This window comes from Pseudomonadota bacterium, from assembly GCA_026388275.1.
Taxonomy (GTDB): Bacteria; Desulfobacterota; Syntrophorhabdia; order Syntrophorhabdales; family Syntrophorhabdaceae; genus JAPLKB01.
The window spans coordinates 54,649-79,543 of sequence record JAPLKB010000065.1 but is presented as its reverse complement, the minus strand read 5'-3'; the positions used below and the strand labels follow the sequence as shown (position 1 = coordinate 79,543).

Annotated in this window: 24 protein-coding genes; 17 read left to right on the top strand and 7 right to left on the bottom strand. The window is 38.8% G+C overall.

The window, feature by feature from the left end:
- The 7 genes from lpxA to mazG all read left to right on the top strand — a co-directional run bounded on the left by lpxA (position 1) and on the right by mazG (position 7,245).
- Positions 1 to 768 carry an acyl-ACP--UDP-N-acetylglucosamine O-acyltransferase gene (gene lpxA / locus NT010_16850; GenBank protein ID MCX5807711.1) on the top strand — a complete coding sequence of 256 codons (768 nt, stop codon included), beginning with the start codon at positions 1 to 3 and terminating at the stop codon, positions 766 to 768.
- Positions 759 to 1,670 (top strand): Gfo/Idh/MocA family oxidoreductase, encoded by a 912-nt coding sequence (locus NT010_16845; GenBank protein ID MCX5807710.1) that lies wholly within the window; start codon positions 759 to 761, stop codon positions 1,668 to 1,670. The genes lpxA and NT010_16845 overlap by 10 nt, the downstream gene beginning before the upstream one ends.
- The gene (gene lpxB, locus NT010_16840; GenBank protein ID MCX5807709.1) at positions 1,663 to 2,829 is read left to right on the top strand and encodes a lipid-A-disaccharide synthase; all 1,167 of its coding nucleotides are present in this window, start codon (positions 1,663 to 1,665) and stop codon (positions 2,827 to 2,829) included. The genes NT010_16845 and lpxB overlap by 8 nt, the downstream gene beginning before the upstream one ends.
- Entirely contained in the window at positions 2,813 to 4,579 is a 1,767-nt protein-coding gene (gene msbA / locus NT010_16835) for a lipid A export permease/ATP-binding protein MsbA (protein MCX5807708.1), read from the top strand. The genes lpxB and msbA overlap by 17 nt, the downstream gene beginning before the upstream one ends.
- Positions 4,569 to 5,135, top strand: a complete 567-nt coding sequence (locus tag NT010_16830; GenBank protein MCX5807707.1) for a lysophospholipid acyltransferase family protein — start codon at positions 4,569 to 4,571, stop codon at positions 5,133 to 5,135. The genes msbA and NT010_16830 overlap by 11 nt, the downstream gene beginning before the upstream one ends.
- 91 nt (positions 5,136 to 5,226) lie before the next feature.
- Positions 5,227 to 6,471, top strand: a complete 1,245-nt coding sequence (locus NT010_16825) for a glycosyltransferase (protein MCX5807706.1) — start codon at positions 5,227 to 5,229, stop codon at positions 6,469 to 6,471.
- A gap of 18 nt (positions 6,472 to 6,489) precedes the next feature.
- The gene (gene mazG, locus NT010_16820; protein ID MCX5807705.1) at positions 6,490 to 7,245 is read left to right on the top strand and encodes a nucleoside triphosphate pyrophosphohydrolase; all 756 of its coding nucleotides are present in this window, start codon (positions 6,490 to 6,492) and stop codon (positions 7,243 to 7,245) included.
- A 10-nt stretch (positions 7,246 to 7,255) separates the two neighbouring features.
- Here the strand turns inward: mazG and NT010_16815 are convergent, their stop codons facing one another.
- The 4 genes from NT010_16815 to lexA form a co-directional block, all read right to left on the bottom strand.
- Positions 7,256 to 7,459: a cold-shock protein gene (locus NT010_16815; protein ID MCX5807704.1), complete on the bottom strand. Its 204-nt coding sequence runs from the start codon at positions 7,457 to 7,459 to the stop codon at positions 7,256 to 7,258.
- A gap of 369 nt (positions 7,460 to 7,828) precedes the next feature.
- Complete coding sequence (gene dinB, locus NT010_16810) at positions 7,829 to 9,049, bottom strand: DNA polymerase IV (protein ID MCX5807703.1); 1,221 nt, start codon at positions 9,047 to 9,049, stop codon at positions 7,829 to 7,831.
- Positions 9,046 to 9,285, bottom strand: a complete 240-nt coding sequence (locus NT010_16805) for a hypothetical protein (protein ID MCX5807702.1) — start codon at positions 9,283 to 9,285, stop codon at positions 9,046 to 9,048. The genes dinB and NT010_16805 overlap by 4 nt, the downstream gene beginning before the upstream one ends.
- A gap of 2 nt (positions 9,286 to 9,287) precedes the next feature.
- Complete coding sequence (gene lexA / locus NT010_16800) at positions 9,288 to 9,890, bottom strand: transcriptional repressor LexA (protein MCX5807701.1); 603 nt, start codon at positions 9,888 to 9,890, stop codon at positions 9,288 to 9,290.
- Positions 9,891 to 10,163: 273 nt separating this feature from the next.
- Between lexA and cobA the strand changes: the two genes are divergently transcribed.
- A complete protein-coding gene (gene cobA, locus NT010_16795; GenBank protein MCX5807700.1) occupies positions 10,164 to 11,648 on the top strand; it encodes a uroporphyrinogen-III C-methyltransferase in 1,485 nt (494 codons plus the stop codon).
- A 111-nt stretch (positions 11,649 to 11,759) separates the two neighbouring features.
- Here the strand turns inward: cobA and NT010_16790 are convergent, their stop codons facing one another.
- Positions 11,760 to 13,070 carry a S41 family peptidase gene (locus tag NT010_16790; protein MCX5807699.1) on the bottom strand — a complete coding sequence of 437 codons (1,311 nt, stop codon included), beginning with the start codon at positions 13,068 to 13,070 and terminating at the stop codon, positions 11,760 to 11,762.
- 327 nt (positions 13,071 to 13,397) lie between these two features.
- Here NT010_16790 and mnmA point away from each other — a divergent pair, with 327 nt between their 5' ends.
- Both mnmA and NT010_16780 read left to right on the top strand, forming a co-directional pair.
- Positions 13,398 to 14,465 (top strand): tRNA 2-thiouridine(34) synthase MnmA, encoded by a 1,068-nt coding sequence (mnmA, locus tag NT010_16785; protein MCX5807698.1) that lies wholly within the window; start codon positions 13,398 to 13,400, stop codon positions 14,463 to 14,465.
- Between the two features lie 71 nt (positions 14,466 to 14,536).
- The gene (locus NT010_16780) at positions 14,537 to 14,890 is read left to right on the top strand and encodes a GYD domain-containing protein (GenBank protein MCX5807697.1); all 354 of its coding nucleotides are present in this window, start codon (positions 14,537 to 14,539) and stop codon (positions 14,888 to 14,890) included.
- An 88-nt stretch (positions 14,891 to 14,978) separates the two neighbouring features.
- On the opposite strand, the gene NT010_16775 is transcribed toward NT010_16780, so the two are convergent.
- Positions 14,979 to 16,157, bottom strand: a complete 1,179-nt coding sequence (locus NT010_16775; GenBank protein ID MCX5807696.1) for an acyl-CoA dehydrogenase family protein — start codon at positions 16,155 to 16,157, stop codon at positions 14,979 to 14,981.
- A 78-nt stretch (positions 16,158 to 16,235) separates the two neighbouring features.
- Here NT010_16775 and NT010_16770 point away from each other — a divergent pair, with 78 nt between their 5' ends.
- The gene (locus NT010_16770; GenBank protein MCX5807695.1) at positions 16,236 to 17,342 is read left to right on the top strand and encodes a DUF362 domain-containing protein; all 1,107 of its coding nucleotides are present in this window, start codon (positions 16,236 to 16,238) and stop codon (positions 17,340 to 17,342) included.
- Positions 17,343 to 17,384: 42 nt separating this feature from the next.
- Here NT010_16770 and NT010_16765 read toward each other — a convergent pair whose 3' ends face one another.
- Entirely contained in the window at positions 17,385 to 18,992 is a 1,608-nt protein-coding gene (locus NT010_16765; protein ID MCX5807694.1) for a thiamine pyrophosphate-binding protein, read from the bottom strand.
- A 120-nt stretch (positions 18,993 to 19,112) separates the two neighbouring features.
- Between NT010_16765 and NT010_16760 the strand changes: the two genes are divergently transcribed.
- The 6 genes from NT010_16760 (at position 19,113) to nspC (ending at position 24,572) form a co-directional block, all read left to right on the top strand.
- On the top strand, positions 19,113 to 19,664 hold the full coding sequence (locus NT010_16760; GenBank protein MCX5807693.1) for an XRE family transcriptional regulator: 552 nt from the start codon (positions 19,113 to 19,115) through the stop codon (positions 19,662 to 19,664).
- 178 nt (positions 19,665 to 19,842) lie between these two features.
- The gene (locus NT010_16755) at positions 19,843 to 20,316 is read left to right on the top strand and encodes an arginine decarboxylase, pyruvoyl-dependent (GenBank protein ID MCX5807692.1); all 474 of its coding nucleotides are present in this window, start codon (positions 19,843 to 19,845) and stop codon (positions 20,314 to 20,316) included.
- 2 nt (positions 20,317 to 20,318) lie between these two features.
- Positions 20,319 to 20,885: an arginine decarboxylase, pyruvoyl-dependent gene (locus NT010_16750; GenBank protein ID MCX5807691.1), complete on the top strand. Its 567-nt coding sequence runs from the start codon at positions 20,319 to 20,321 to the stop codon at positions 20,883 to 20,885.
- A 1-nt stretch (position 20,886) separates the two neighbouring features.
- Positions 20,887 to 21,750 (top strand): agmatinase, encoded by an 864-nt coding sequence (gene speB / locus NT010_16745; protein ID MCX5807690.1) that lies wholly within the window; start codon positions 20,887 to 20,889, stop codon positions 21,748 to 21,750.
- Between the two features lie 232 nt (positions 21,751 to 21,982).
- The gene (locus NT010_16740) at positions 21,983 to 23,221 is read left to right on the top strand and encodes a saccharopine dehydrogenase family protein (protein ID MCX5807689.1); all 1,239 of its coding nucleotides are present in this window, start codon (positions 21,983 to 21,985) and stop codon (positions 23,219 to 23,221) included.
- 232 nt (positions 23,222 to 23,453) lie between these two features.
- Complete coding sequence (nspC, locus tag NT010_16735; GenBank protein ID MCX5807688.1) at positions 23,454 to 24,572, top strand: carboxynorspermidine decarboxylase; 1,119 nt, start codon at positions 23,454 to 23,456, stop codon at positions 24,570 to 24,572.
- The last annotated feature ends 323 nt before the right edge of the window (positions 24,573 to 24,895 follow it).

Sequence of the window (24,895 nt, the reverse complement as noted above, 5' to 3'; positions counted from 1 at the left end):
TTGATACATCCTACAGCTATTATTAATAAAAATGCGGAGATCGGAGAAAACGTTCAAATAGGACCATATTGCATCATCGAAGACAAAGTAAAAATAGGAAAAGGTACAAAACTGTTAATGCATGTTGTAATACAGGGAAACACAGAAATCGGTGAGAACTGTACGATAAGTCCTTTTGCATCCATAGGTGGTCCTCCTCAGGATTTAACCTACAAAGATGAGGATACAACTGTAATTATCGGAAACAACAATATAATAAAGGATTATGTAACAATAAATAAAGGAACGCCTCACGGAGGCGGCGTTACAAAAGTAGGAAACAGCAATTTTATCATGGCCTATGCGCATATTGCCCACGACTGTATGGTCGGCAACAATGTAATCATGGCAAACTGCGCTACTTTAGCCGGACATGTCGAAGTAGATGATTTTGTAATATTCGGCGGTCTTTGTGCAGTACATCAGTTCTGCAAAATCGGTAAATATGCCTTTATAAGCGGTCTAACAGGAGTTCCAAAGGACATCCCTCCTTTTATCATAGCAGCAGGAGGCAGATCAAAACCATACGGTTTAAATGTAGTCGGGCTTGAGCGGCGTGGCTTTTCGAAGGAAGAAATTTCTAAACTGAAGAAAGCCTACAGAATACTTTTCAGGTCATCTCTTCCTCTTGAAACATCTCTTAGAATAATTCAGGAAGAACTTGAAGGTGAGAACATTGCCGAGCTGACCAATTTTATAAGATCATCCAAGAGGGGCATATGCCGTTAAAAATAGCGTTAATTGGCGCCGGGCATATGGGAAAGATCCATCTTCAAAAGCTGTCAGCTATGGAAGATGTTCGGGTTGTAGCTGCAGTGGACACAGATAACATGTTAGCCGAAGATATAACTCAAAAATACGGGATCCCCTTTTTTTCGGATTATTCAAAAATATTAAACGATTTAAACGGGGTTGTAATTGCAAGTTCAACAGAAACACATTATGAAATAGCAAGTTTTTTTTTAAAAAACAACGTACATGTTTTTATTGAAAAACCGATAACATCAGACATTACTGAAGCGAGCGACCTTATAAGATTGGCAAACACAAAGAATTTGACTTTACAGATCGGCCATCTTGAAAGATTTAATCCTGCATATAAAAAATCTATCCCCTTTATTCAAAACCCTCTTTTCATAGAAGCCCGCAGAACCAGCAATTTCACAGGGAGATCGTCAAACATCGATGTGGTCCTTGATCTCATGATTCACGATATAGACCTTGTTCTTTCTATTGCAAAAAGTGATGTCAAGGATGTGCGTACACAGGGCATCTCTTTCGTGGGTGATACATTGGATATGGCAAACACAACGATTGAGTTTATGAACGGGTGCACTGCAATTTTATTTGCAAACAGGATAGCTTCACAAAGAGAGCGATCTATTTCTGTATTTGAGAAAGACAGAAATGTATATATCGACCTATTGAATGGCAAGTCCGTGTGCAATATAAAGAACGGAGATGGAGTGATTGAAACAGTAGAGTATGTTTCAGAAAAAATAGATTCTGTTATGGACGAGCTTTTAGAGTTTATATTTTCCATAAAAGGCGAGAAAACACCGTCTGTTAGAGGTGAAGACGGGCTAAAGGCTCTTATGCTTGCCAACCGGATTAAAGAACATATTGTATAAAACAATTTCAAATAATCACTTCAACAAAAAAATAGTCATAATAACAGGAGAGCTTTCAGGTGAAATCCATGCCTGTCATGTTGTCAAAAAGATCAGAGAGTCATTGGACATTGAATTCAGCGGTATGGGGAGCAAAAAACTTGAGGAAGCAGGAGTTCATATCGTACATGATTACAGAGAGATATCCCTTACAGGCATTAATGAAATAATCCCAAAATTGAAACATATATGGACTGCATTCAACCGAATTAAAAATCATTTAAAGCACATTAAACCTTCTCTCATTATACTCGTAGATTTTCCCGGCTTTAACATGAGGATTGCAAAAACAGCAAAAAAATACGGTATACCTGTTTTATATTTCATACCTCCTCAAATATGGGCATGGAGACAGGGGCGCATAAAAACAATGAAAAATTTCATAGACAAAATAATATGCATCCTGCCCTTTGAAAAACAACTCTATGACGCATACAACATAGATGCAACATATGTAGGTCATCCATTCGTAAATACCGTAAAACCAACACTTACAAAAGAAGAGTTTTTTGAAAAGGCTGCAATAAAATCAAAAACCCCGATTATAACTATAATGCCCGGGAGTAGAAGCAATGAAATCAAGAAACATATGCCGGTCTTAATAAAAGCAATTGAAAGAATTGCGCTTCATTTTAACGAACCTGCAATACTCCTGCCTTTAGCTGAAGGCATCGATCAAAAGACTGTGGAAACATTTAATACCGGTAATATACATATCAATTATCTTAAAGGGCTAACCTACGATGCTCTTTCCTATTGCGACATTGCCATCATCGCTTCAGGCAGCGCAACTATGGAAGCCGCAATTCTCGGCACTACAACAATCGTTATTTATAAAATCTCTAAAATATCTTATATAATCGCAAAATTACTTGTAAAATCCAAATATATCAGCCTTCCGAATATTATAGCAGGAAAAGAGGTGTTCCCGGAGTTTATACAGCACTTAGACCCCGAAAAGATTGCAGAAAAGGCACTCTATATGTTAAATAATGGCAGTGATAAAATAAATGAGGAATTGATTAAAATAAAAACAGAACTTGATAGTATGGATTCATACGAGTTGACAAAAAATACAATCATTGATTTTTTAAAACAAACCTATGGCACTATATCTTAGACTCCTTAAATACGTTAAACCATACTGGAAAAAACTTTTATTTGCTATGATATTCATGTCTCTTGTAGCCGGCATCAATGGTTTAACGGCTTATATCGTCAAACCCGTTTTGGATAATATCTTTTTTGAAAAAAATGCAGCGATGCTTCGTATAATCCCATTTGCAGTTATAATAATGTATCTGTGCAAAGGTGTCTTTGATTACTTCCAGGCATACCTGATGGGTTATGTCGGGCAAAAAGTTATAACAGATATAAGAAATCAGGTTTTTAACGCTCTCCAGAAGCAACCTTTATCTTATTTTGACAAAACACCCACCGGCACCATTATTTCAAGGATAATAAATGATGTAACGCTTGTCCAGAGCACTGTTTCAGATGCCTTTACCGCTATCCTTAAAGATTCTTTCACAATAATTGGACTTATATTCGTCGTTTTTTACCGGGATTGGAAGCTCGCAATTATTGCTTTCTTTGTTTTGCCATTTGCAATATATCCGATTATAACCTTTGGAAGAAGGTTAAGAAAAGTCAGCACAAAAACTCAGAAGGAAATGGCAAAACTTACCAATTTTTTGCACGAGACCATAACCGGCCAGCGGATTGTAAAAGCTTTCTGTATGGAAGAATATGAAAATAAGAGATTTGATGAAGAAAATAATACTCTTTTCCGCATCATCCTGAAGCGCTACAAAATAAGGGCTTTATCGTCTCCTATTATGGAAACACTTGGTGGTATTGCTATAGGTATTATCATATGGTATGGAGGCAACGAGGTAATATCCGGACGTTCAACACCTGGAAATTTTTTCTCATTTACCGCTGCCCTTTTAATGCTCTATGAACCCATAAAAAGGCTTAACAGGGAAAACCATAACATACAGCAAGGTCTTGCAGCGGCAGTAAGAGTCTTTGAGGTTATCGACAGAAAACCTGAAATTGAAGAAAAAGTCAATGCTGTTGATCTCGATAAAGTTCAGGGAATCATAGAGTTTAAAGATGTCTTTTTTAAATACGAAGACAAGATGGTTCTAAAGAACATAAATTTAAAAATTAATAAAAATGAAGTCCTTGCTATTGTAGGTGAAAGTGGGGTAGGAAAAACAACGCTGGTGAATCTTATTCCAAGGTTTTATGATGTAACAAAAGGTTGTATTGAAGTAGATGGAATTGATATAAGGGACGCGACATTGAATTCGTTGAGATGGAACATCGCCCTTGTTACACAGGATGTAATATTATTTAATGATACAATAAAAAACAACATAAGCTACGGCGACGAACAGCATCTGGACAGAATTGAAGAAGTTGCAAGCATGGCATACTCCCAGGATTTTATTGCAAAACTCCCCAAACAATATGATACTTCAGTAGGGGAAAGAGGTACAAGGCTTTCCGGTGGCCAGAAACAGAGGATTGCAATTGCAAGGGCATTGTACAAAAATACTCCTATTCTTATTCTTGATGAAGCGACAAGCTCTCTCGATACCGCTTCTGAGGTTGAGGTTCAAAAAGCATTGGAAAACTTAATCAAAGGAAGAACAACCATCGTGATCGCCCATAGACTTTCAACAGTCATACATGCTGATAGAATAATTGTCCTTGAAGGAGGAACAATAGTTCAATCCGGCACACACGATGAGCTTTTATCGTCTGACGGGCCTTATAAAAAACTTTACGAATTGCAATTCAGGAGCAAAGCTTCGGAAAAAATAATCAAAAATAACAAGAAGGTAAAAAATGTCTATTAAGCGGCTTAAGTACTTCTTTTTACTTAACATACTTCCACCCATCATATATATAATTATCTCTTTTATTAAATTTACTTCTCAAATAAAGCATATAAACAGTGAACCTGCTCATGAAATGTGGGATAAAGGGGAAAACTCAATTGTCTGCTTCTGGCATGGAAGGCTTTTAATGATGCCCTTTGCCAATAGAAGAGGCAAGGGTAAAGTGCTCATAAGCAGACATCGTGACGGTGAATTTATTGCAAAGGTTATGAAGTATTTTGGCATTGGAGCAGTAAGAGGATCTTACAGAAAAGAAGGTGGTATATCTTCACTGAGGGAAATCATATCGGACTTAAAAAATGGCTATGATGTTGCTGTCACACCTGACGGACCAAAAGGACCAAAATATACTGTAAAAAATGGTATTATCGAGCTTGCCAGGCTCACTGGAAAAGCGATAATACCAATAAGCTACAGTGCAAGTAAAAAAAAACTTTTCATTCATGGGATAGTTTTATTGTCCCCCGTCCCTTTTCAAAAATTCTGTTTACCTGGGGGAAGCCTGTTTTTGTAGCTAAAAAAATTGATTCTGATGAAATAGAAAGAATAAGAATTGAGCTTGAAAATACACTGAAAACCCTAACCGAACAAGCAGATGATATTGCATGTGGAAAGTAATTTATAATATTGCTATCAATATTATTCTTCCATTTTTTATCCTTTTCTCATTCATGAAGGCAAAAATACGGAAAAACCTTGCTGAACGTCTATTCTTCAGTACAAAACATTCGACTATAAAAGATGCCGTCTGGATTCATGCTGCTTCTATCGGTGAAGCAGTAATTGCAGAAACACTTGTTAACTATTTGGAGTCTCATTCCAATTTAAATCAATTTATAGTAACCACAAATACATATTACACAAGAGATCTTTTAAGAAAAAAATTTGATAAAAACATCAGTGTATTTTCTCTTCCCTTTGATCTGACTTACTCAATAAGACGCTTTATAAATGGTTCTACATTCAAAGCCCTGATTATAGTTGAAACCGAACTATGGCCGAATCTTATATGGGAAGTTAAAAAACTTAATATACCGATAATTATCGTAAACGGTAGGATATCCGACACAACCCTTAAAAATTACAGACGGTTTTCTTTTTTTATAAAAAATGTTTTATCAAAAATTGACCTGGTGCTTGCCCAGTCCGAAGAGCAGGCGAAAAGATTTGCATATATTGGAATGAGTCCTCAAAACATAATAGATACAGGTAATTTAAAATATTTTAGAGAATTATCTTTTATTAATAAAGATACACATAAAGAAAATATAATAACATTCGGCAGTATTAAGGAAAAAGAGTTAGACATCTTACTTCCCGTCATAGAAAGCCTGAAGAAGGATCTTCCTGATTTTTTGTTTTTTATTGCACCAAGAGAACTTTTTCTTGTAAATAGAATAGAAAAAGAACTTTCTTTGTCTTTAAAAACACTAAAATATTCTGATTATAAAAACAGTACAAATAAAAATATTGACGCAGTGGTTGTTGATACTGTCGGCGATTTACTGGATATCTACAAAAAAAGCAAGGTCGCCTTTGTAGGAGGCAGCCTTGCTCCTTATGGCGGGCAGAACGTTCTTGAGCCTCTTTTTTTTGAGACACCGGTTATTTTCGGGCCTTATATGGAAAATTTTAAAGATATCGCAGATACAATTATTACACAAGGCGCCGGTATTGTGGTTAGTAGCGGTGATGACCTCTATGAAAAAATAAAGTTAGTTCTGGAAAACAAGGATTTAAGAAACAAAATGGGCAGCAACGGGAAAAAAATTATTGAAATGCAAAGTGAAGTTATGGAAAAAACTGTAGATATTATTTTACAAACCATAGACAGATATTCAAGTAAATAAGTTTAACAGGAAGATATAATGGATGGATTCTTAAAGCTTGTTCAGCTTATGGAAACTTTAAGAAGTGAAAAGGGTTGTCCCTGGGATAAAAAACAGACAACAAAAGCTTTTAAGACATTTCTTCTGGAAGAGGTATATGAAGTCATTGAAGCCATAGATAACGATGACTATAAAGCCTTGAAGGAGGAACTGGGCGACCTCCTTTTCCATATTATTTTTATTTCACAGATTTGTAAAGAAAAAGGGTTGTTTAATATAGATGATGTGGTCAAGTTCGTATATGATAAAATGTATAATAGACACCCCCATGTCTTTTTGAATACTCCTTTAGATAAACCGATTGAGAAAAAATGGGAAGACATCAAGAAAGATGAAAAGGAAGATTATTCGCTGCTTTCTAACATCCCCGATATTATTCCGGCATTGTCAAAAGCATATTTGATCTCGCGGAAGGTTGCAAAAGTAGGATTTGATTGGGAAAATATTGACGATATTTATAAAAAACTGTTTGAAGAAATAGAAGAGCTGAAGAAAGCTGAAGAGTCCGGAGATAATGAAGCGATTAAAGAAGAAATCGGCGATCTGCTTTTTACAATTGTAAACATTTCAAAGTTTCATAAAATTGATCCCGAAGATGCATTGAGATTCACTTCAAATAAATTTATCAAACGTTTTAATTACATCGAGACAAAAATAGACATTAAAAGTTCATCGCTTTCCGTTATGGATAAACTCTGGAATGAAATAAAAAATATTGAAAAAAAGGGGAATTGACCCCCTTTTTTTATTCAGCTTTTACGACATTTGCTGCCTGCGGACCCTTTGGGCCTTTAGTAATTTCAAATTCTACCTTTTCCCCCGTCTTTAAGGTCTTAAAACCATCCTGTTTAATTGCCGAAAAATGAACAAATACATCCTCACCGTTATCCTGCTCAATAAACCCGTATCCCTTTGCATCGTTAAACCATTTAACCTTACCTACTGCCATGTTGCTTAACTCCTTTCATTAATGTATTAAAGCAGAAGCTTTTTGCTATATTATTCCTTATCATATATCGTGTCAAGTTAATTTTTTTAAAATTTATTGCGTTAGTATTTGATTAGCTTATTTTTTGTTGATTATAAAAACTTTGTAAATATATATGTTATTCAACAATCTTCTATGCCGATAGGCATTTATCATTGGCATACTCAAGAAAAATCCTATTAATGCACTTATACCGGAGCCTGCTACGCCCTTTAATTTTCGAACGAAAATGTATCAGGGAGCATAGAACATATGCCAGACATACAATACAAAAAAATATTCAATCAATACATATTTACAAACAAATGCGAGCAGGCAACATAAACATTGTCATCTTACATCAATGTTTCTCGATCCTGATGGTCTCCATGCAGGGGATATTACGTGCGGGCATTCTATCTGCCTCATGTATGCTGCCCACGTCAGCTTGAAGTCACCATACCTGTCGTTGACCTCATCCATTGCTTTAATAAGAGATTTTCTTCTTTCAGCATCTTCAAATAAAGACATTTGTCCGGTGTTTTTTATAATATTGGAAATGCGTACCCCTATGAGTCTCACTCTGTCTTTAAGCCTTATCATACGCAGGACTGACAGGGCATGGCAGTATATTGCATGGGTATCATCGGTATAAAAAGATAATGCAGTCTGTTTTGTAAAGGTTTCAAAATCAGTGTACCTTAAGGTAAGAGACAATGTTTTCCCCACATATCCGGATACTCTTGCCCTTCTGCCTACCATTTCGCTCAGTTGAAGAATATAGGATTCAATCTCTTCCCTGTCACATATATCCTTAGGGAGGGTCATGCTATGCCCTATGGATTTAGGCTCTTCCTCTGTTGTGATAAGAGGTCTTGTACATGCACCCATACCCATTTCCTTCAGTATCTCGCCTATAATACCAAATCGGCTTCTCAGAATACTAACCGGCGTTTTTCCCAGTTCCCCACACGTTTTTATACCCATGGCTTGAAGTTTTTTCTCTGTATGCATACCTATACCCCATAATTCCTTTATCGGCATATCTTCAAGTAAAGGCGTTATCTCTTCAGGTTTTATCTGCCACAATCCATCGGGCTTTGCAAGATCGCTTGCAAGTTTTGCCATAAGGATATTCGGTCCTATTCCAACGGTACAGTTGATGCCGAAACGGTTCTTAATCAGTTGCTTAATGAAGATCCCGATTTCCCTGGGATTCCCGAACAGATGGCACGTACCGGTTACATCAAGAAATGCCTCATCAATCGAGTAAATCTCAACGTCCGGGGTGAAACGATGATAAATCTTCTCAAGCTCCCTGCATGTATCAATATATTTCCGGTTATCCCCCACAACAAAGATAATGTGTGGACAGATTTTTTTTGCTTCATAGACATTCATACCTGTTTTGACGCCGTATTTTCTTGCCTCATAGGATGAGGTGGTAATTACCGTCCTTACACCTGAACCGATGACCGCTATAGGTTTTCCTTTGAGACGGGGATTTACCTTCTGTTCAACAGATGCAAAATAGGCATCCATGTCTATGCATAGAATTATTTTTTTGTTCATGTTTCAAGATTCTCGAGCATCCAGAGCAGGGACTCGTTATCAAAACTCAGCTCATAAAAAGCATTCCCATCAGTCAGAGAAAAATGATGGATAATCTTCTTCCCCTCTTTTGACTTCCATGTGTAGGTAATTTCTTCAACCTTTATAAGCCTCCCCGACCATTTGAATTTGAGAGGCTTCAAGCAATACGAAGGGTCAAAGGCTGCAAGAACGGTCACAGTTTTTCCTATATACATCGTTATATCCTGTTTCTGACAAGACCTATCACCTTTCCGGCAATAGTTACTTCTTCGGGGCTGTATGTTACAGATTCCATATTACTGTTTTCCGGCTTCAGAATAACCCGGCAATCCTCAAAAAGAATCCTTTTAACCGTTGCTTCATCGCCAATGATCGCCACGCCTATTTCTCCATGCTCGATAATATGCTGGGGCTTAACTATTACAAAATCTCCGTGGAATATCCCTGCCTCTTTCATGCTGTCCCCTACTACCTTTAAAGAAAAGATGTCCTCTACCGGAAAGAGCGCTCTGTCGAGACTTATATGGCCATCAATTTCTTCTACAGCCAGCGTTGGTTCTCCTGCCCTTATCTTCCCCAACACCGGGACTGTGCATACGCCTGCCGGGGCGACCCCTATTACCTCTACCCCCCTTGATTTTGAAGGCGTTATACGAAGAACACCTTTTTTTGCAAGAGACTGTAGGTGCCTTCTTGCAGCAGGCCAGAGAAATCCGAAGTGGGCTCCTATCTCTCTTACGGTTGGGGGATACCCGTGGCTCCCCGAGTATTCCTTTAAAAATTCAAGGACCTTTTTCTGAGTCGCCGTTAACCCTTTCATATATACATATGTATATCATATTTATTATATTGTCAATAAGAGAATGGCAGTTAATAATTCGTTGTTTATGTGCAAGAAAGTCAGAATGACATATTAACTGTTTGAACCTGTATATATTATAATGTATAATTCCAGGAAGCTCGCGGCTATGGCTTTCTGCCTGATGCAACAACTGCTTCATAGCAAGCAGAGTGGTATCAAGGGCAAAAATTAAAATAGTTTCGCAGCAAGCTGCGGTGAATTTACCCGCCAAGATTAGACTAAGGACAATATATGGGCAAAGTATACCTTGTTGGCGCAGGCCCCGGCAATCCGGAACTCATTACCCTGCGAGGGCTTGAATTGATCAAAGGAGCAGATGTCATCATTTATGACTATCTTATCAACAAAGATCTGCTCAGTTTTGCCGGAAAAGATACAGAGCTTATTTATGTGGGCAAAAAGGCCTCCTGCCATGAACTGCCGCAAGCCGATATTAATGTACTGTTAGTCAAAAAAGCAAAAGAAAAAGGCATTATTGTCAGGCTTAAAGGCGGTGACCCTTTTATGTTCGGCAGAGGGGGCGAAGAAGCAGAGTTTCTGGCAGAAAACAGGATAGACTTCGAGATTGTCCCCGGGGTAACATCAGCCATATCAGCACCGGCTTATGCCGGTATCCCTCTGACCCACAGGGAATATGCCTCTTCGGTGGCATTTATCACAGGCCATGAGGACGCATCAAAGACAGAATCAACAATCAGATGGAATGCACTTGCCCATGGCTGCGACACACTCGTGTTCTTAATGGGTATAAAAAATCTTAAGGATATCAAAGAAAATTTAATCAAAGCAGGCAAAGATCCATGCACGCCTGCATGTGTAATCCAGTGGGGTACACTGCCGGAGCAAAAAGTTGTTTCGGCGAACTTAAAAGAAATAGATATATCAGCAAAGACTGCGGGCATAAAGCCTCCTGGAATTATTGTTGTAGGCAATGTAGCAGGTTTAAGAAAAAACCTTCAATGGTTTGAAAAAAAACCTCTTTTCGGAAAAAAAATTGCCGTCACAAGACCTCCCCATCAGTCTACAAAATTCGGCAGTCTGCTTATGGAAAAAGGCGCCCGTGTAATTTATATGCCCACGATCGAGATAGAACCAATTGATCCGAACAAAGCCCTCCTGAGAGCATTTAAAAGAATTGGTAAATACTGCTGCATTATATTTACAAGTGTAAACGGTGCATCAATATTTTTCGATAATCTATTCAAGACAGGGATGGATACAAGGGCTCTGCATAATATAACAATTTTGCCCATAGGAGATGCTACCGCTTCATTTTTAAGGACCTTCGGCATTATCCCTGACTTTATCCCTGAACAATTCACTTCCGAAGGCATCATCCATGTGCTGAAAGATATGAAGGTAAAAGGCAATGTATTTTTGCTTCCCAGGGCAAAGGATGCCCGTAATGTTATTGTAGATTACATAAAGAATCAGGGCGGCAGATGCGATGTTATTCCTCTTTACAAAACCGCCTTGCCCAAAACACCTTTGTTGCCGGCTGAAAAGACTGACATCATCACATTTACAAGTTCATCAACGGTTAGCAACTTTTTGAAAATCTACGGCAGAAAGGCACTCAGCAACACTTTGATCGCCTCAATAGGACCTATTACCACCGGAACATTACGGAAGAACAATATCGAAGTTCATATAGAATCAGTAAAATATGATATAAAAGGTCTTGCAGAAGCAATCGAACAATACATGGCAAAATAGCACGTTAAGAAAAAAATAGAAGTTTAGTTAGTAACTTAAACAAAAAAGGATGAGAGAAACCAAATTATCCCGGCTTCTCTCATCCTTTTCACTTCTTTATTTTTTTTCTATTCACTTCCCCCGCAGCGCATCCCAGCCTTTTAATATCTGGAGTCCCATAGATAATTGAAAATCGTCTTCGCTGATTATTTTTTTACTATTATCTCCATTTTCTCCGGGTTTTGCCTTTTCTTTTTCCGATTCAATATGTCTTTCCAGATCTTTTTCCTTAACTGGAACAATTTTTTCTTTTCCCTTTGTTACATTATTATCAACTATTATATCAGGTGTTATGCCTTCCGCTTGTATAGATCTGCCCTTTGGAGTAAAATACTTCGCTGTCGTCAATCTTACAGCCGAGCCATCACCAAGCGGAAAAATTGTCTGAACAGAACCTTTTCCAAAGGTCCTTGTTCCCACTAAAATAGCCCTCTTGTAATCCTGCAATGCACCGGAAACAATTTCAGACGCACTTGCACTTCCATCATTCACCAGAACAACAAGCGGGCCTAAGTAATCATTTTTTTTATTTGCATAGAATTTTATCTTATTGTCATCCTTTTTTTTACCCTCTATATAAACAATCAGACCATCTGCAAGAAACTTATCGGAGACCTCAACGGCCTGTTCAAGGAGTCCCCCAGGATTATTTCTCAGGTCGAGTATAATGCCCTTGAGCGGTTTATCCTTATTGGTCTTTTCCAGTTCTTTGATGGCATTATCTAGGTCTTTTGTTGTTTTTTCCTGAAACTGGGCAATGCGGATATATCCATAATCGTCTTCTAAAATTTTGTATTTCACGCTTTTAACTACTATAACATCACGCACCACTTTAAAATCCTTTGGTGTAGAAAAACCGTCTCTCATAATAGTAAGCGTAACAGGCTTGCCCTTGGAACCTCTTATTAACTTAACAACATCCATAAGACTCATATTTCTCGCCGGTTTGCCGTCTATCTTGAGAATGTGGTCACCTGTTTTTATACCAACCTTGTATGCAGGTGTATCTTCAATCGGCGCAATAACAGTCGGGAATCCATCTTTTATTGTAATTTCAATGCCAATGCCCCCAAATTCACCTTTTGTTTCACTCTGCATATCTTTATACATATCTGGGGTTAAAAAGGAGGAGTGAGGATCAAGAGATTCGAGAATACCTTTTATTGCGGCATAAACAACTTCTTTATCCTTAACTTCATCAACATAGTTTTTCTTTACCAGGTCTATAACATCAGAAAATGTCTTTAAATATTCATATAGTTCCTTGCTGTCAGAGCCTGTTGCATACGTCTTTTTACCCTGCGCACCAATAAGAAAACCGAGGACAAAGACAAAGACAAAGACAAAAAAAACGCTTAAAGATAGCTTTAATTTTTTACTCATTTATACATTCCTCCCGGTTTGATAATACTATAATCAATATAAACTTTCAATGAGATTCCTAAGATACTATTTTAATTAGTTTTCGGATGAACACCAAATTAGTGTCCATCCGAAAACCCAGGATGAGAGACTATCGGTTTCCGAATCGGAAAGGAGGGATTTTTAGTTTTGTCAAGAAAAACAAGGGATTGCGGGGAGGCGTGCGCTATGCACGCCTCACAAGTAAAACCGCGGATTGACACCGCCAGGGCGGAAAAGGATTCTTTCCGGACGGAAACTAATTAGTAATTACTGCAAACGGTCATACCATATGCTATTCTATCTGCAATGGAAACCGTGTTTGTTGCTATGAGCGGAGGCATAGACAGTTCTTTTGCTGCCTATCTTCTCAAACAGAAGGGTTATAAGGTAGTAGGAATAACATTTCAGTTTCTCCCTGAAACAATTAAAAGCACTAAAAACCCGAAAGCATGCTGTTCAATAGAAACCATTCATAGAGCCAAGAAGGTAGCAGACGACCTGTCTATACCACACTACATAATCAATATGCGTAAAGAATTCGAGGAGTATGTAATAGATAATTTTTTAATGGAGTATAAATACGGCAGAACTCCCAATCCATGCATTCTATGTAATAAATACATAAAGTTTTCATTTTTTCACGATAAAGCATTATCCATAGGTGCAGATAAAATAGCCACCGGTCATTATGCAATTATAGACAATAAATCAATTACTTATGCAATAAGAAAGGGTGCGGATAAGATCAAGGATCAATCTTATTTCTTATACCCTATTAAAGAAAATTTATTGAAGGACATCCTTTTTCCCGTCGGAACATACACAAAAAACACCTTAAGAGATAGCGTGGGTAAATTAGGATGGAATATGCAAAATATCAAGGAAAGTCAGGATATATGCTTTATCCCTGAAGGTGATTATAGAGACTTTTTATCAAATTACATGAAGTTGAAAGAAGGGCCGATTTATCATGCAGATGGCGCATTCATGGGGATGCATAACGGCATTCATCTTTACACAATAGGCCAAAGAAGAGGTCTGAACATTCCATATAAAGAACCGTTATATGTTATCGAGATCATCCCTGACAAAAACACCTTGATTGTCGGACCAAAAGAGCATCTTAAAAGGAAAAAGCTCGTAGCCCATAGTACAAATTTTTTTAATATGAATGCGCCCGGCAGTGACTCCGGCAGATTCTATGCAAAAGTACGATACAGGCAAAAAGAAGAGCTGTGTAAATTCACCGTATCGGATGATCTTTTATATGTAAATTTCGAGGATCCCATATATTCAATAACGCCTGGGCAATCTGTGGTTATATACAAAGATGATAAAGTTGTTTGTGGGGGAATCATCCGAAACAGTGAATAATAAAAATATCTATTGACCAATAAAATATGGGGGGATATACTTTAAACAAAATAATTGGGGGTAACCTTATTATGCCTATCTATATTATGTTTAGTAAGCTGACTGATGAAGGCAGGGCAACAATTAAAAGACACGCAGATCGCATCAAAGAAGTTGATAAAGAAATCGAAAAAATGGGTGCAAGAGTCCTTACTCAATATGCTCTTTTAGGTGAGTATGACTTTGTAAATATACTTGAAGCACCTAATAACGAAACCATGGCAAGATTATCAATCGAGTTGGGATCAAGGGGTACAATACAGCTCATGACACTCCCTGCAATTCCTGTTTTCGAATTTATCGAGAAAATGGAAATTCAACAAGATTCGTCTGCTAAATCGGACAGGCCTGAGATTCCTGAAGAATATCGAGAAAAAATGTATTAAAACATTTCGCTTGTAGTTGTTTCCTGCAATAAAAAAAGTCTCGTAGAAAGGCCTCATCGTTATTTTTTCTGTGAACGGTAAACTGTTTTTATGGCATGAACTTTCTGAATAAGTCCCTTGCTATAACTACTCTCTGAATCTGGTTGGTTCCTTCGTATATCTGTGTGGCTTTGGCATCCCTCATCATCCTTTCTACAGGGTATTCCTTGGTATAGCCACACCCTCCAAGGATTTGAACTGCATCGGTTGTAACTTTCATAGCAGTATCGGCAGCATAAACCTTAGCCATTGCCGACATTTTATCCACACCTATTGCGCTCATCTTATCTCTTTCGTAAACCTTCATATCAAGCAGATGCGCAGCATCGTATACGAGCGCACGGGCGGCTTCCACTGCAGTGGCCATATCCGCTACCATAAACTGTATGCCCTCAAAATCTGCAATCTTTTGTCCGAACTGAACCCTCTTCCAGGCGTATTCCAGCGAAAAATCCAATGCCCCTTGCGCAATACCCACAGCCTGAGCGCCAACAGCAGGTCTTGAAAGATTCAGCGTCGACATTGCAATATCCCAGCCATCACCTTCCTTTCCAAGTAAATTGTCCTTTGTAAGCCTGACATTATCGAATATCAACTCCGTTATGTCGGAGCCTCTCATACCCATTTTATCTTCACTTTTTCCAATGATGACTCCAGGATAATCCTTCTCTACACAAAATGCTGAAATCCCCTTTGTCCTCAAACCCTGATTGGTAGCTGCAATCACGCTAAAAAACTGAGCATTGGCACCATTTGTTATCATTGACTTTTTCCCGTTCAGGTAGTAGTAGTTACCGTCCTTCTTTGCAAACGTTCTCATATGCGATGCATCCGAGCCTCCTTCCGGCTCGGTCAATGCAAAGGCCACAAGATGAAGCTTATCGGGTTCCGTCAATTTACTGTATATATATTCTTTTTGTTCTTCATTTGCCGCCACCATTATAGGCATCAATCCGACGCAATGGGCAAGCGGTATTAATGATGACGCGCCTGAAACCTTTGCAAGTTCTTCAATAACAACACAAAGAGATGTAATATCCCCGTCAACGCCTCCAAAGCGCTCCGGCAGCATAAGATATAAAAAACCGTGTTTTTTGTATATATCCACAAGGTCCCACGGAAACGCACCTGTTGCATCTATCTCTTTTGCCCTTGGGGCAATCTTTTCTTTGGCTATTTTTTCTGCGATCATTCTTATCATGGTGTGTTTATCAGAAAAGTTTAACATCCAGTACGCCTCCTTTTAGTTGACAAAACCGATTATTTCTAACATAATTTTCTCAATATGTTAAATAAAAAAGGAGATATTGTGTCGAAGGTATATTTCACAGATTTAAGAACAAACCCAAAACGGAATATTTTAAATAAAATTGAGGATTTACTTAACAGATTAAAGATTGATAATTCTGTCAAAAAAAATAGTAATGTGGCAATAAAAGTACATTTTGGTGAAAAAGGCAACACAGCTTTCTTAAGACCTGTATTTCTTAGAGCCATAGCCGAAAGAGTAAAACTGACTGGAGCAAAACCCTTTCTTACCGATACGAATACACTTTACACCGGCTCCAGGAGTGATGCTGTATTGCACATTATTACTGCAATTGAAAACGGTTTTGACTATTCATGTACAGGATGTCCGATTATAATTGCAGATGGACTTCGAGGAAAAAGTGGAATTAAAGTTCCTATCAATGGCGAAATTCTCAAAGAAGTCAGCATTGCAAAAGGAATCGTAGAAGCAGACTGCATTATTGCAGTAACACATTTTAAGGCACATGAACTTTCAGGTTTTGGAGGTGCACTTAAGAACTTAGGTATGGGTTGTGCAACAAAAGAGGGAAAGCTGATTCAGCACAGCTCGGTAGCCCCAACAATTAATATTAAAACATGTAAAGGTTGCAAGCTTTGCCTTGAATACTGCCCAGCTGACGCAATTTCTGTTACATTGAAAAAAGCATCAATTGATAAAGATAAATGTATCGGATGCGGCGAATGTTTAATGGTCTGTCCATCCCAGGCAATTATAATTCAATGGGACGAACCCCAAGATCTTTTCCAGAAAAAGATGGTGGAACACGCAAGGGGCGCATTAACAGGAAAAGAAAAAACATCTTTTTTCCTGAATTTCCTTTTGCAGATAAGCCCGGCATGTGATTGTTACCCGAATAATGATGCCCCGATAGTACGGGATATCGGCATCCTCGCGTCCAAAGACCCGGTAGCCATTGACACTGCTTCCTGCGATCTTGTCAACAACGAGGAATCTATTCCTAATACTGTAATTAAAAAACAACTTAAAAAAGGTGAAGATAAGTGGAGAGCCCTGTTCCCGACAATAGACTGGAATATACAGCTTGACCATGCTGAAAAGCTGGGCCTCGGCAAAAGGGCTTATACTATAATAAAGATTTAATATACAATTATTTTTTTATATAATATCAATTCTGAACTATTTTCATACATCCCAGGGAGGCGGAAAGACAGGGGATTTGAACTCTATGAGGAAGGGTTTATCCCAGGCAATATCCTTAGTGAATGCCTTCCGTAGCCCTTCAAGAGTTTTAACCCTTTTTGCTCTTATATCGAAAGCACCTGCAATTTTAACAAAATCCGGATTTTTCAGTTCCATAGAGCCTGATGTCCCATAACGTTCTGCCATAATATCTTCGAGTATGCCAAAACTGTTATTATTCTGGACAAAAAGCACTACAGGGATATTATATTTTTTAATCGTTGCCAGCTCCGCTATTGTCGGAAGCAGACTGCCGTCGCCCGCCAGACACAGACATGGTCTTTGTGGTCTTCCTATTCTTGCTCCAATGCTCGCAGGCAGACAGTAAAAAATAGGAGAAATGCCCCTTGGCATGAGAAAGCTTCTTTGCTGGTACACAGGGAAGAAATATTCCGCCCAGTAAGAGGGATAATTAAGATCGCAAACAGTTGTTGTGTCCTCAGGGATAACCTGTCTGATAAGCTCTATTAAAGGAATCCCCGGCGATGTCTTTTTTATTGCTTCATATTCTTTCTTTTTTGCCCTTTTCATGTCAGGAAGGTTCCATTCAAATTTCATCCCTTTAATGATTTGATAGAGAGCCCTTAATCCCTGTCCTATATCACCAGTAATTTTTAATTTTGCAGGGTAATTTTTGTTGATCCATCGATCGTCAATATCGATATGGATAAGCTCTCTTATTTTTACTCCTCTCCGTTTTGCATCAGCATCACGAAGTCGTGTCCCGATAGCTATAACAATATCGGAAGATGCTATCATGTCCCGTACAAGGCCTTTCTGTATAATATTCCCGAAGGCATACAGACTGTCTTCCCTGACTATACCTTTACCACCTGTACTTGTAAAAAATGGTATGGATGCTTCTGTGCACATTTCATCGAGGAGTATTCTTGCCTCTTGAAACATCAGTGATTTACCACCAATTATAACAGGTCTTTTCTTTCCATGGAGCACTTCTTCAAGCCTGTTTAAATCAAAATCAATCTCCCCTTTTGTTTTTGACTCACTGCCGTTCTCTGACCCATGATCTCCGATTACCGGCCACGAAGATATCTCTTTTTCCAGTAAATCATAAGGCAGAGAAACAACAACGGGACCCTTTCTTCCCGAAGAAGCATTTTTATATGCATTGTCAAGGGTTACAATTATCTCACCCGGATTTGATATGATAAAAGTTTTTTTTGTAAAATGTATGAATATGTTTTCCGGTTCAGCAAGTTCATGAAGCACTCCCTTGCCTGCATCTTTTCTTTTAGTATCGATATATATTATCAAGAGCGGTATATCATCACCATAGGCCTCCATACATCCCGAAACCGTGTTCCCCAGTCCCGGCCCCGGCGTCACAATAATTACCCCGACATTGCCCGATGTTCTTGCATATCCGTCAGCCATAAATACGATATTTGCTTCATGCCTGCCGATAAAAACATTGATATTATGCTTAGTTAGCTCTTCGTTTAGCGGAAGTGTATGAATTCCAGGTAAATGGAAGATATTATCGATATTATTCTTCTTAAGAAACTCTATAACTGCCTGTTTTCCAAGCATTTATCACCTTTTTTGTGAGTTTAACATACTAAACCTTAAAGTTAAATAAAAATTTACTTGACAATAAAACAGATAATTTTGTTTAATACTGTAAACTTCTTGTAAGCTTATACTGTTATTATGAATATTGACGGATCGAGGATAGCTGAAAGGATTAAGATGCTAAGGCAGGCTAAGTCCCTCACACAGGAGGAGCTTGCTACAAGGGCAGGTCTTACCAAAGGATTCATCTCCCAGGTTGAGAGGAATCTTACATCGCTGTCCGTGGAGAGTCTGATAGGCATCCTTGATGCGCTTGATGAAAAACCGTCTGCTTTTTTTGATGGAACGATAGATGAAAAAATTGTCTTTAAATTAAAAGACAGGGTTGAGTTGGAATGGGATTATGTAAAGAATTTTCAGATACTCGTTCCTGCGGCTCAGAACAGAATGATGGACCCTGCGCTGCTTGATCTTGATGTAGGTGAAAAAACACCTGAAGAAGAGCCTCACGAAGGTGAAGAATTTGGTTTTGTACTGTCAGGCAGCATCGAGCTTGTACTTGGCGGAAAACCCTACAAATTAAAGAAAGGCGAATGCTTTTATTTTAAGGCAACAAGGAAACACTATATTGCAAATAGACGAAATAACAGGGCATATGTTCTGTGGGTATCTTCACCACCTAATTTTTAGTGTCCTTGCGGGCAAAAGATATTAGGGAAGGTATAGTAAAAAAAATCTGGAAGGCATTTTTTACAGGATTTTACGGCAATGGATATAGTGTTTTGGACAGTACAGAACACATGGATTTCTTAGGCAAAGAAATCACCCACAAACGCGCTGGGTATTAAAAAGTTTGGGAGGTGGTAGAATGATTATTAAAACACCCACGAAGTTTTTTCTTGTCAGTGGTTCATCTGAAGGATTCTCATTATTAAATGCATTTGACGGCGCTCTTCTGGCCTCAGGCGTTGGAGACACCAACCTGGTTAAAATGAGCAGTATTCTGCCTCCTAACTGCGAAGAGATTAAACCACCCCCCGTTCCATTACCTCAGGGAGCCCTTGTGCCTGTTGCCTATGCCTCTATTAACAGTGATGTTCCGGAAGAAACCATTTCTTCCGCTGTGGCAATTGGCATACCAAAAGATGCGAATCAAGCCGGTCTGATCATGGAATATTCGGCAAGAGCAGAAGAAAATATCGTGCTGGAACAGGTCAAGAAAATGGTCAAAAAGGGCATGGAGATGAGGAACAGGGAAATAAAAGAAGTAATGGCTGTTTCAGCTTCATATAAAGTTGTTACTGTCGGTGCTGTCTTCGCCGGTGTAGTTTTGTGGGATTAGCTATGGATAGAAAAAAAACAAAAATGATCCCAAAAAAGGTTTTCTTGACAAAAGGGGTGGGCGTTCATAAAGACAAACTTTCATCCTTCGAGGTTGCCTTAAGAAACGCAGGCATTGAGAAGTGCAATCTTGTGTATGTATCAAGTATATTCCCGCCTGAGTGCAGGATTATTTCAAAGGCTCCCGGCCTGAAGCTTCTCAATCCCGGTGAAATTACTTATTGCGTAATGTCCCGAAACGAGACATGTGAACCGAACCGTCTTATCTCTGCAGCAATCGGCATTGCAAGGCCAACGGATTACTCCCAGTACGGTTATCTTTCCGAGCACCATGCCTTCGGTGAAAAGGCAATTGTCTCCGGTGAATACGCGGAAGACCTTGCAGCCACAATGCTTGCAACAACACTGGGCATACCCTTTGATCCAAACCAGGCATGGGATGAGCGGAAGCAGTCTTATACAGCAAGCGGCCACATATTCAAAACTAAAAATATCTGCCAGTCTGCTGAAGGGAACAAAGACGGTCTCTGGACCACGGTATTAGCGACAGCAGTTTTTATTATAGATTGAAATGCCGAAACCTCCCTTCAGTTTTTGCGGGTTACCCAACAATGGTAATGATTATGAGCGAGCATCCATCGTCATACTACCGATTCCTTTTGATAAAACAAGCACGTGGCTTAAAGGTACAGACAAAGGCCCTTCAGCGATTATTGAGGCATCCGTATATCTCGAATTATATGATATAGAAACAGACAGCGAAGTTTTCAGGAAGGGAATTTATACTGCCAAACCGATCCGCTCGGCCTCTTCTTCTGCTTTGATAAAAAAATCTGATTCGGCAGTTTCTAAGTACCTTAAAGAGAATAAGCTTGTAGTAACTCTTGGGGGCGAACACTCTGTTTCTATCGGTGTCATCAAATCCCATGCCAGACACTATAAGGATCTGAGCATACTGCATCTTGACGCCCATACCGACTCCCGTGACTCCTATGAGGGGACTCCTTACAATCATGCATGCATTATCGCACGTGTTCGAGAATTTGCAAGGAACATTGTTTCGGTGGGAATACGCAGCATGGATATCTCGGAACGTCCCGGTATTGACAATAAGCGGATGTTTTTTGCACATAATATTTACGATTCTGACAAATGGGTGAGCAATGTGATTTCTTTGCTGACTGATAATGTATATATCACCATTGATCTTGATGTCTTTGACCCTGGTATCATGCCGTCAACAGGGACCCCGGAACCAGGTGGTTTAGGCTGGTATCAGGTTATGAAACTACTTTTTGACGTCTCGAAATCAAAACAGATCGTCGGGTTCGATGTTGTTGAACTCTGCCCGTCAAGCTGTAAAGCTCCTGATTTTCTTGCAGCCAAATTGATTTACACGCTTTTAAGCTATATTTATGTGAACAAACCACATTAGTCATAATAGATACCGGTTCAAATTCAAAAATTATGTTATGTCCCTGGGTCATCCCCTTTAAAAGAGCAAATCAGCACAGTGGAACAGGGAGCGACACAGCATACGGTTGCATTTAAAAAACCTGGGAAATTCCAGCAATGTTCATGTCCGATTTAATGCCTTGGAAGTTGATATTAAAGTAAAAATAATATAAAAATAAAGCACATGAAATTTACTACTCAGGAGAGTATTAATGAATAATACAAAAAATCATGGAAGAATACTGATAATCGGCGCCGGAGGTGTCGGAACCGTTGCAGTTCACAAATGCGCACAGATTCCTGAAATATTCAAAGAAATATTGCTTGCAAGTAGAACACTCTCAAAGTGCGAAGCTATAAGAGACGATATCAAAAAAAGATACGGTAGAGACATTCGGACAGCACAGGTAGATGCCGACAATGTACCGGACCTTGTAGCACTTATACATAGATTTCAACCTGACATTGTTCTTAACCTTGCCCTTCCCTATCAAGATCTTCATATTATGGACGCCTGCCTGGAAACAGGGGTAAGGTATATAGACACGGCCAATTATGAACCACAGGATGAAGCTCATTTTGAATACAGTTGGCAATGGGCATACCGGGAAGAGTTTAAGAAGAGAGGCATAATGGCCGTTCTTGGGTCTGGATTCGACCCGGGAGTAACTAACGTTTTTGCTGCCTATGCTCAAAAACATCTCTTCGACGAGATCAACTATCTTGATATACTCGACTGTAATGCCGGAACCCACGGCCATGTCTTTGCCACAAACTTCAATCCTGAGATTAATATTCGGGAAGTGACACAGACAGTGCGACACTGGGAAAAGGAGAAATGGATTGAGACGCCTGCCGTTATCGAGGAAGGTTGCATACATTTCAGTTTTGATTACCCGATAGTAGGATCAAAGGAAAGCTACCTTCTATATCACGAAGAACTTGAATCGCTGGTTTTGAATGTTAAAGGATTGAAACGTGCCAGGTTCTGGATGACCTTTTCAGATAACTACCTGAACCATTTAAGGGTTCTTAAGAACATAGGACTGACGCGCATAGATGAAGTTGAGTACGAGGGGCAAAAAATTGTTCCAATAAAATTTCTCAAAGTCCTGCTTCCTGAACCTGCTTCCCTTGGAACAAAATACACAGGAAAAACTGTCATAGGAAATATCATGACAGGTATAAAAAACGGGGAGACTGTTACAAGATATATCTATAACATCTGTGACCATGAAGAGGCATTTAAGGAGACAGGGACACAAGCAATTGCTTATACGACAGGCGTTCCTGCAATGATCGGGGCAATGATGATGCTCAAAGGAATATGGCAAGGGGTTGGAGTATACAATATTGAGCAGCTCGATCCTGACCCGTTCATGGAAGCATTAAATAAATATGGTCTTCCCTGGCAGGTGGTTGAACACGCTGTGCTTCCCGACAAGGTGTGAAACTTATTCTATGGCTGTTAATATGAATATTCAAGAAATAATACTGGTAATCATAGCAAAAGACAAATCCGCTGCAAGCCTGTATAACGCTTTATCCGATGATATGAGAAAGAAAGTGCTTGAAATGCTGAGCGCTGACGGAATCAGGTCTCTGACACATCTGATTAAGGACTCCAAGAAAAGAATTTTTACAGAAACAGAAAAAAGATTTCTTGAAATTGCGGCAGGTGCAATAGCAACACCTGTTTATCTCATAGATGAAACCCTCGTGGAAGAAAACATGCGAATATTGAGATATGTAAAGGACCGCACAGGTTGCAAGATATTTCATGCCCTTAAATCATATGCAACCTTCGCTACTTTTCCCATGATGAGCAGATACATGGACGGAACATGCGCCAGTGGTCTTAATGAAGCAAGGCTCGGTTACGAAGAATTCAGGAAAGAGGTACATACCTTCGGAGCAGCATACAAGGAACGAGAGATCAAGCAGGTACTCAAGTATTCCCACTGCATAATATTCAATTCATTTTATCAACTTGAAAAGTATGGAGAATTAGCCCAAAAAAGAAACGTGGAAATAGGCCTGCGGGTTAATCCGGGATATGCTGAGATCACAAATGATATGTATAATCCCTGTGCGCCTTTTTCAAGACTGGGAATAGTCCATGATACATTCAGTAAAGAATTCCTGAAGTATTCAAACATGGTAAGGGGGCTTCACTTCCATGCCTTGTGCGAGCAAAATTCAGACGTGCTGGAAAGAGTGCTGAAATCTTTTGAAAAACTTTATGGAACATACATCAAGGGATTGAAATGGATTAATTTCGGAGGCGGCCATCATATAACCCGTGATGATTACAACCTGGAGCGTCTCATCAAGCTCATAAATACCTTCAAGAAAAAATACGGAGTGCAGGTATATCTCGAACCAGGGGAAGCCAGTGTTTTAAATACAGGGGTCTTGGTCTCCTCTGTCCTGGATATTGTAAAAAACGGAGTGGAAATAGCTATAATAGACGCATCGGCAGAGGCTCATATGCCTGATGTGTTGCTAATGCCGTACAGGCCGCACATAATAAAATCGGCACTGCCAAATGAAAAGAAATATACATACAGAATCGCGGGGCCAAGTTGCCTTGCCGGGGATGTTATGGGCGATTATTCTTTTGATAAGCCCTTAAAAAGAGGAGATAAGCTTATTTTTACCGACATGGCGCTTTATAGCATTGTAAAAAACACTACTTTTAACGGCATTAATCTTCCGGATATTGCAGTAACAAGGGACAGAGGGAAGATAGAGGTGTTGAAAAAGTTTGGATATAAAGACTATCGCATCAGACAATCATGATGGAATTAAATTTTTTGAAAAAGTGTCTCATTTTCATTGACATGTTCCAGAGTGTGTCGAAAATCGTTTGTTAGCATAGATATGAAACAAAAAATAACTAAAAATGAACAAAAAAGATTAAGCTTTTTTCTTATTTTTCTGCTTGAATAATAAAGTCTTATACTTATAATATGATATTTAATATCAGATTATTATCATAATAAATTAATATTAATTTATACGATAAATATTCCAATAAAATATATATTGTGCTACTTATTATTACAATGTAAAAGGTCTACAAAAGGGGTTTTTGTGGTGAGAAAACTTTGACTTGGATTCTC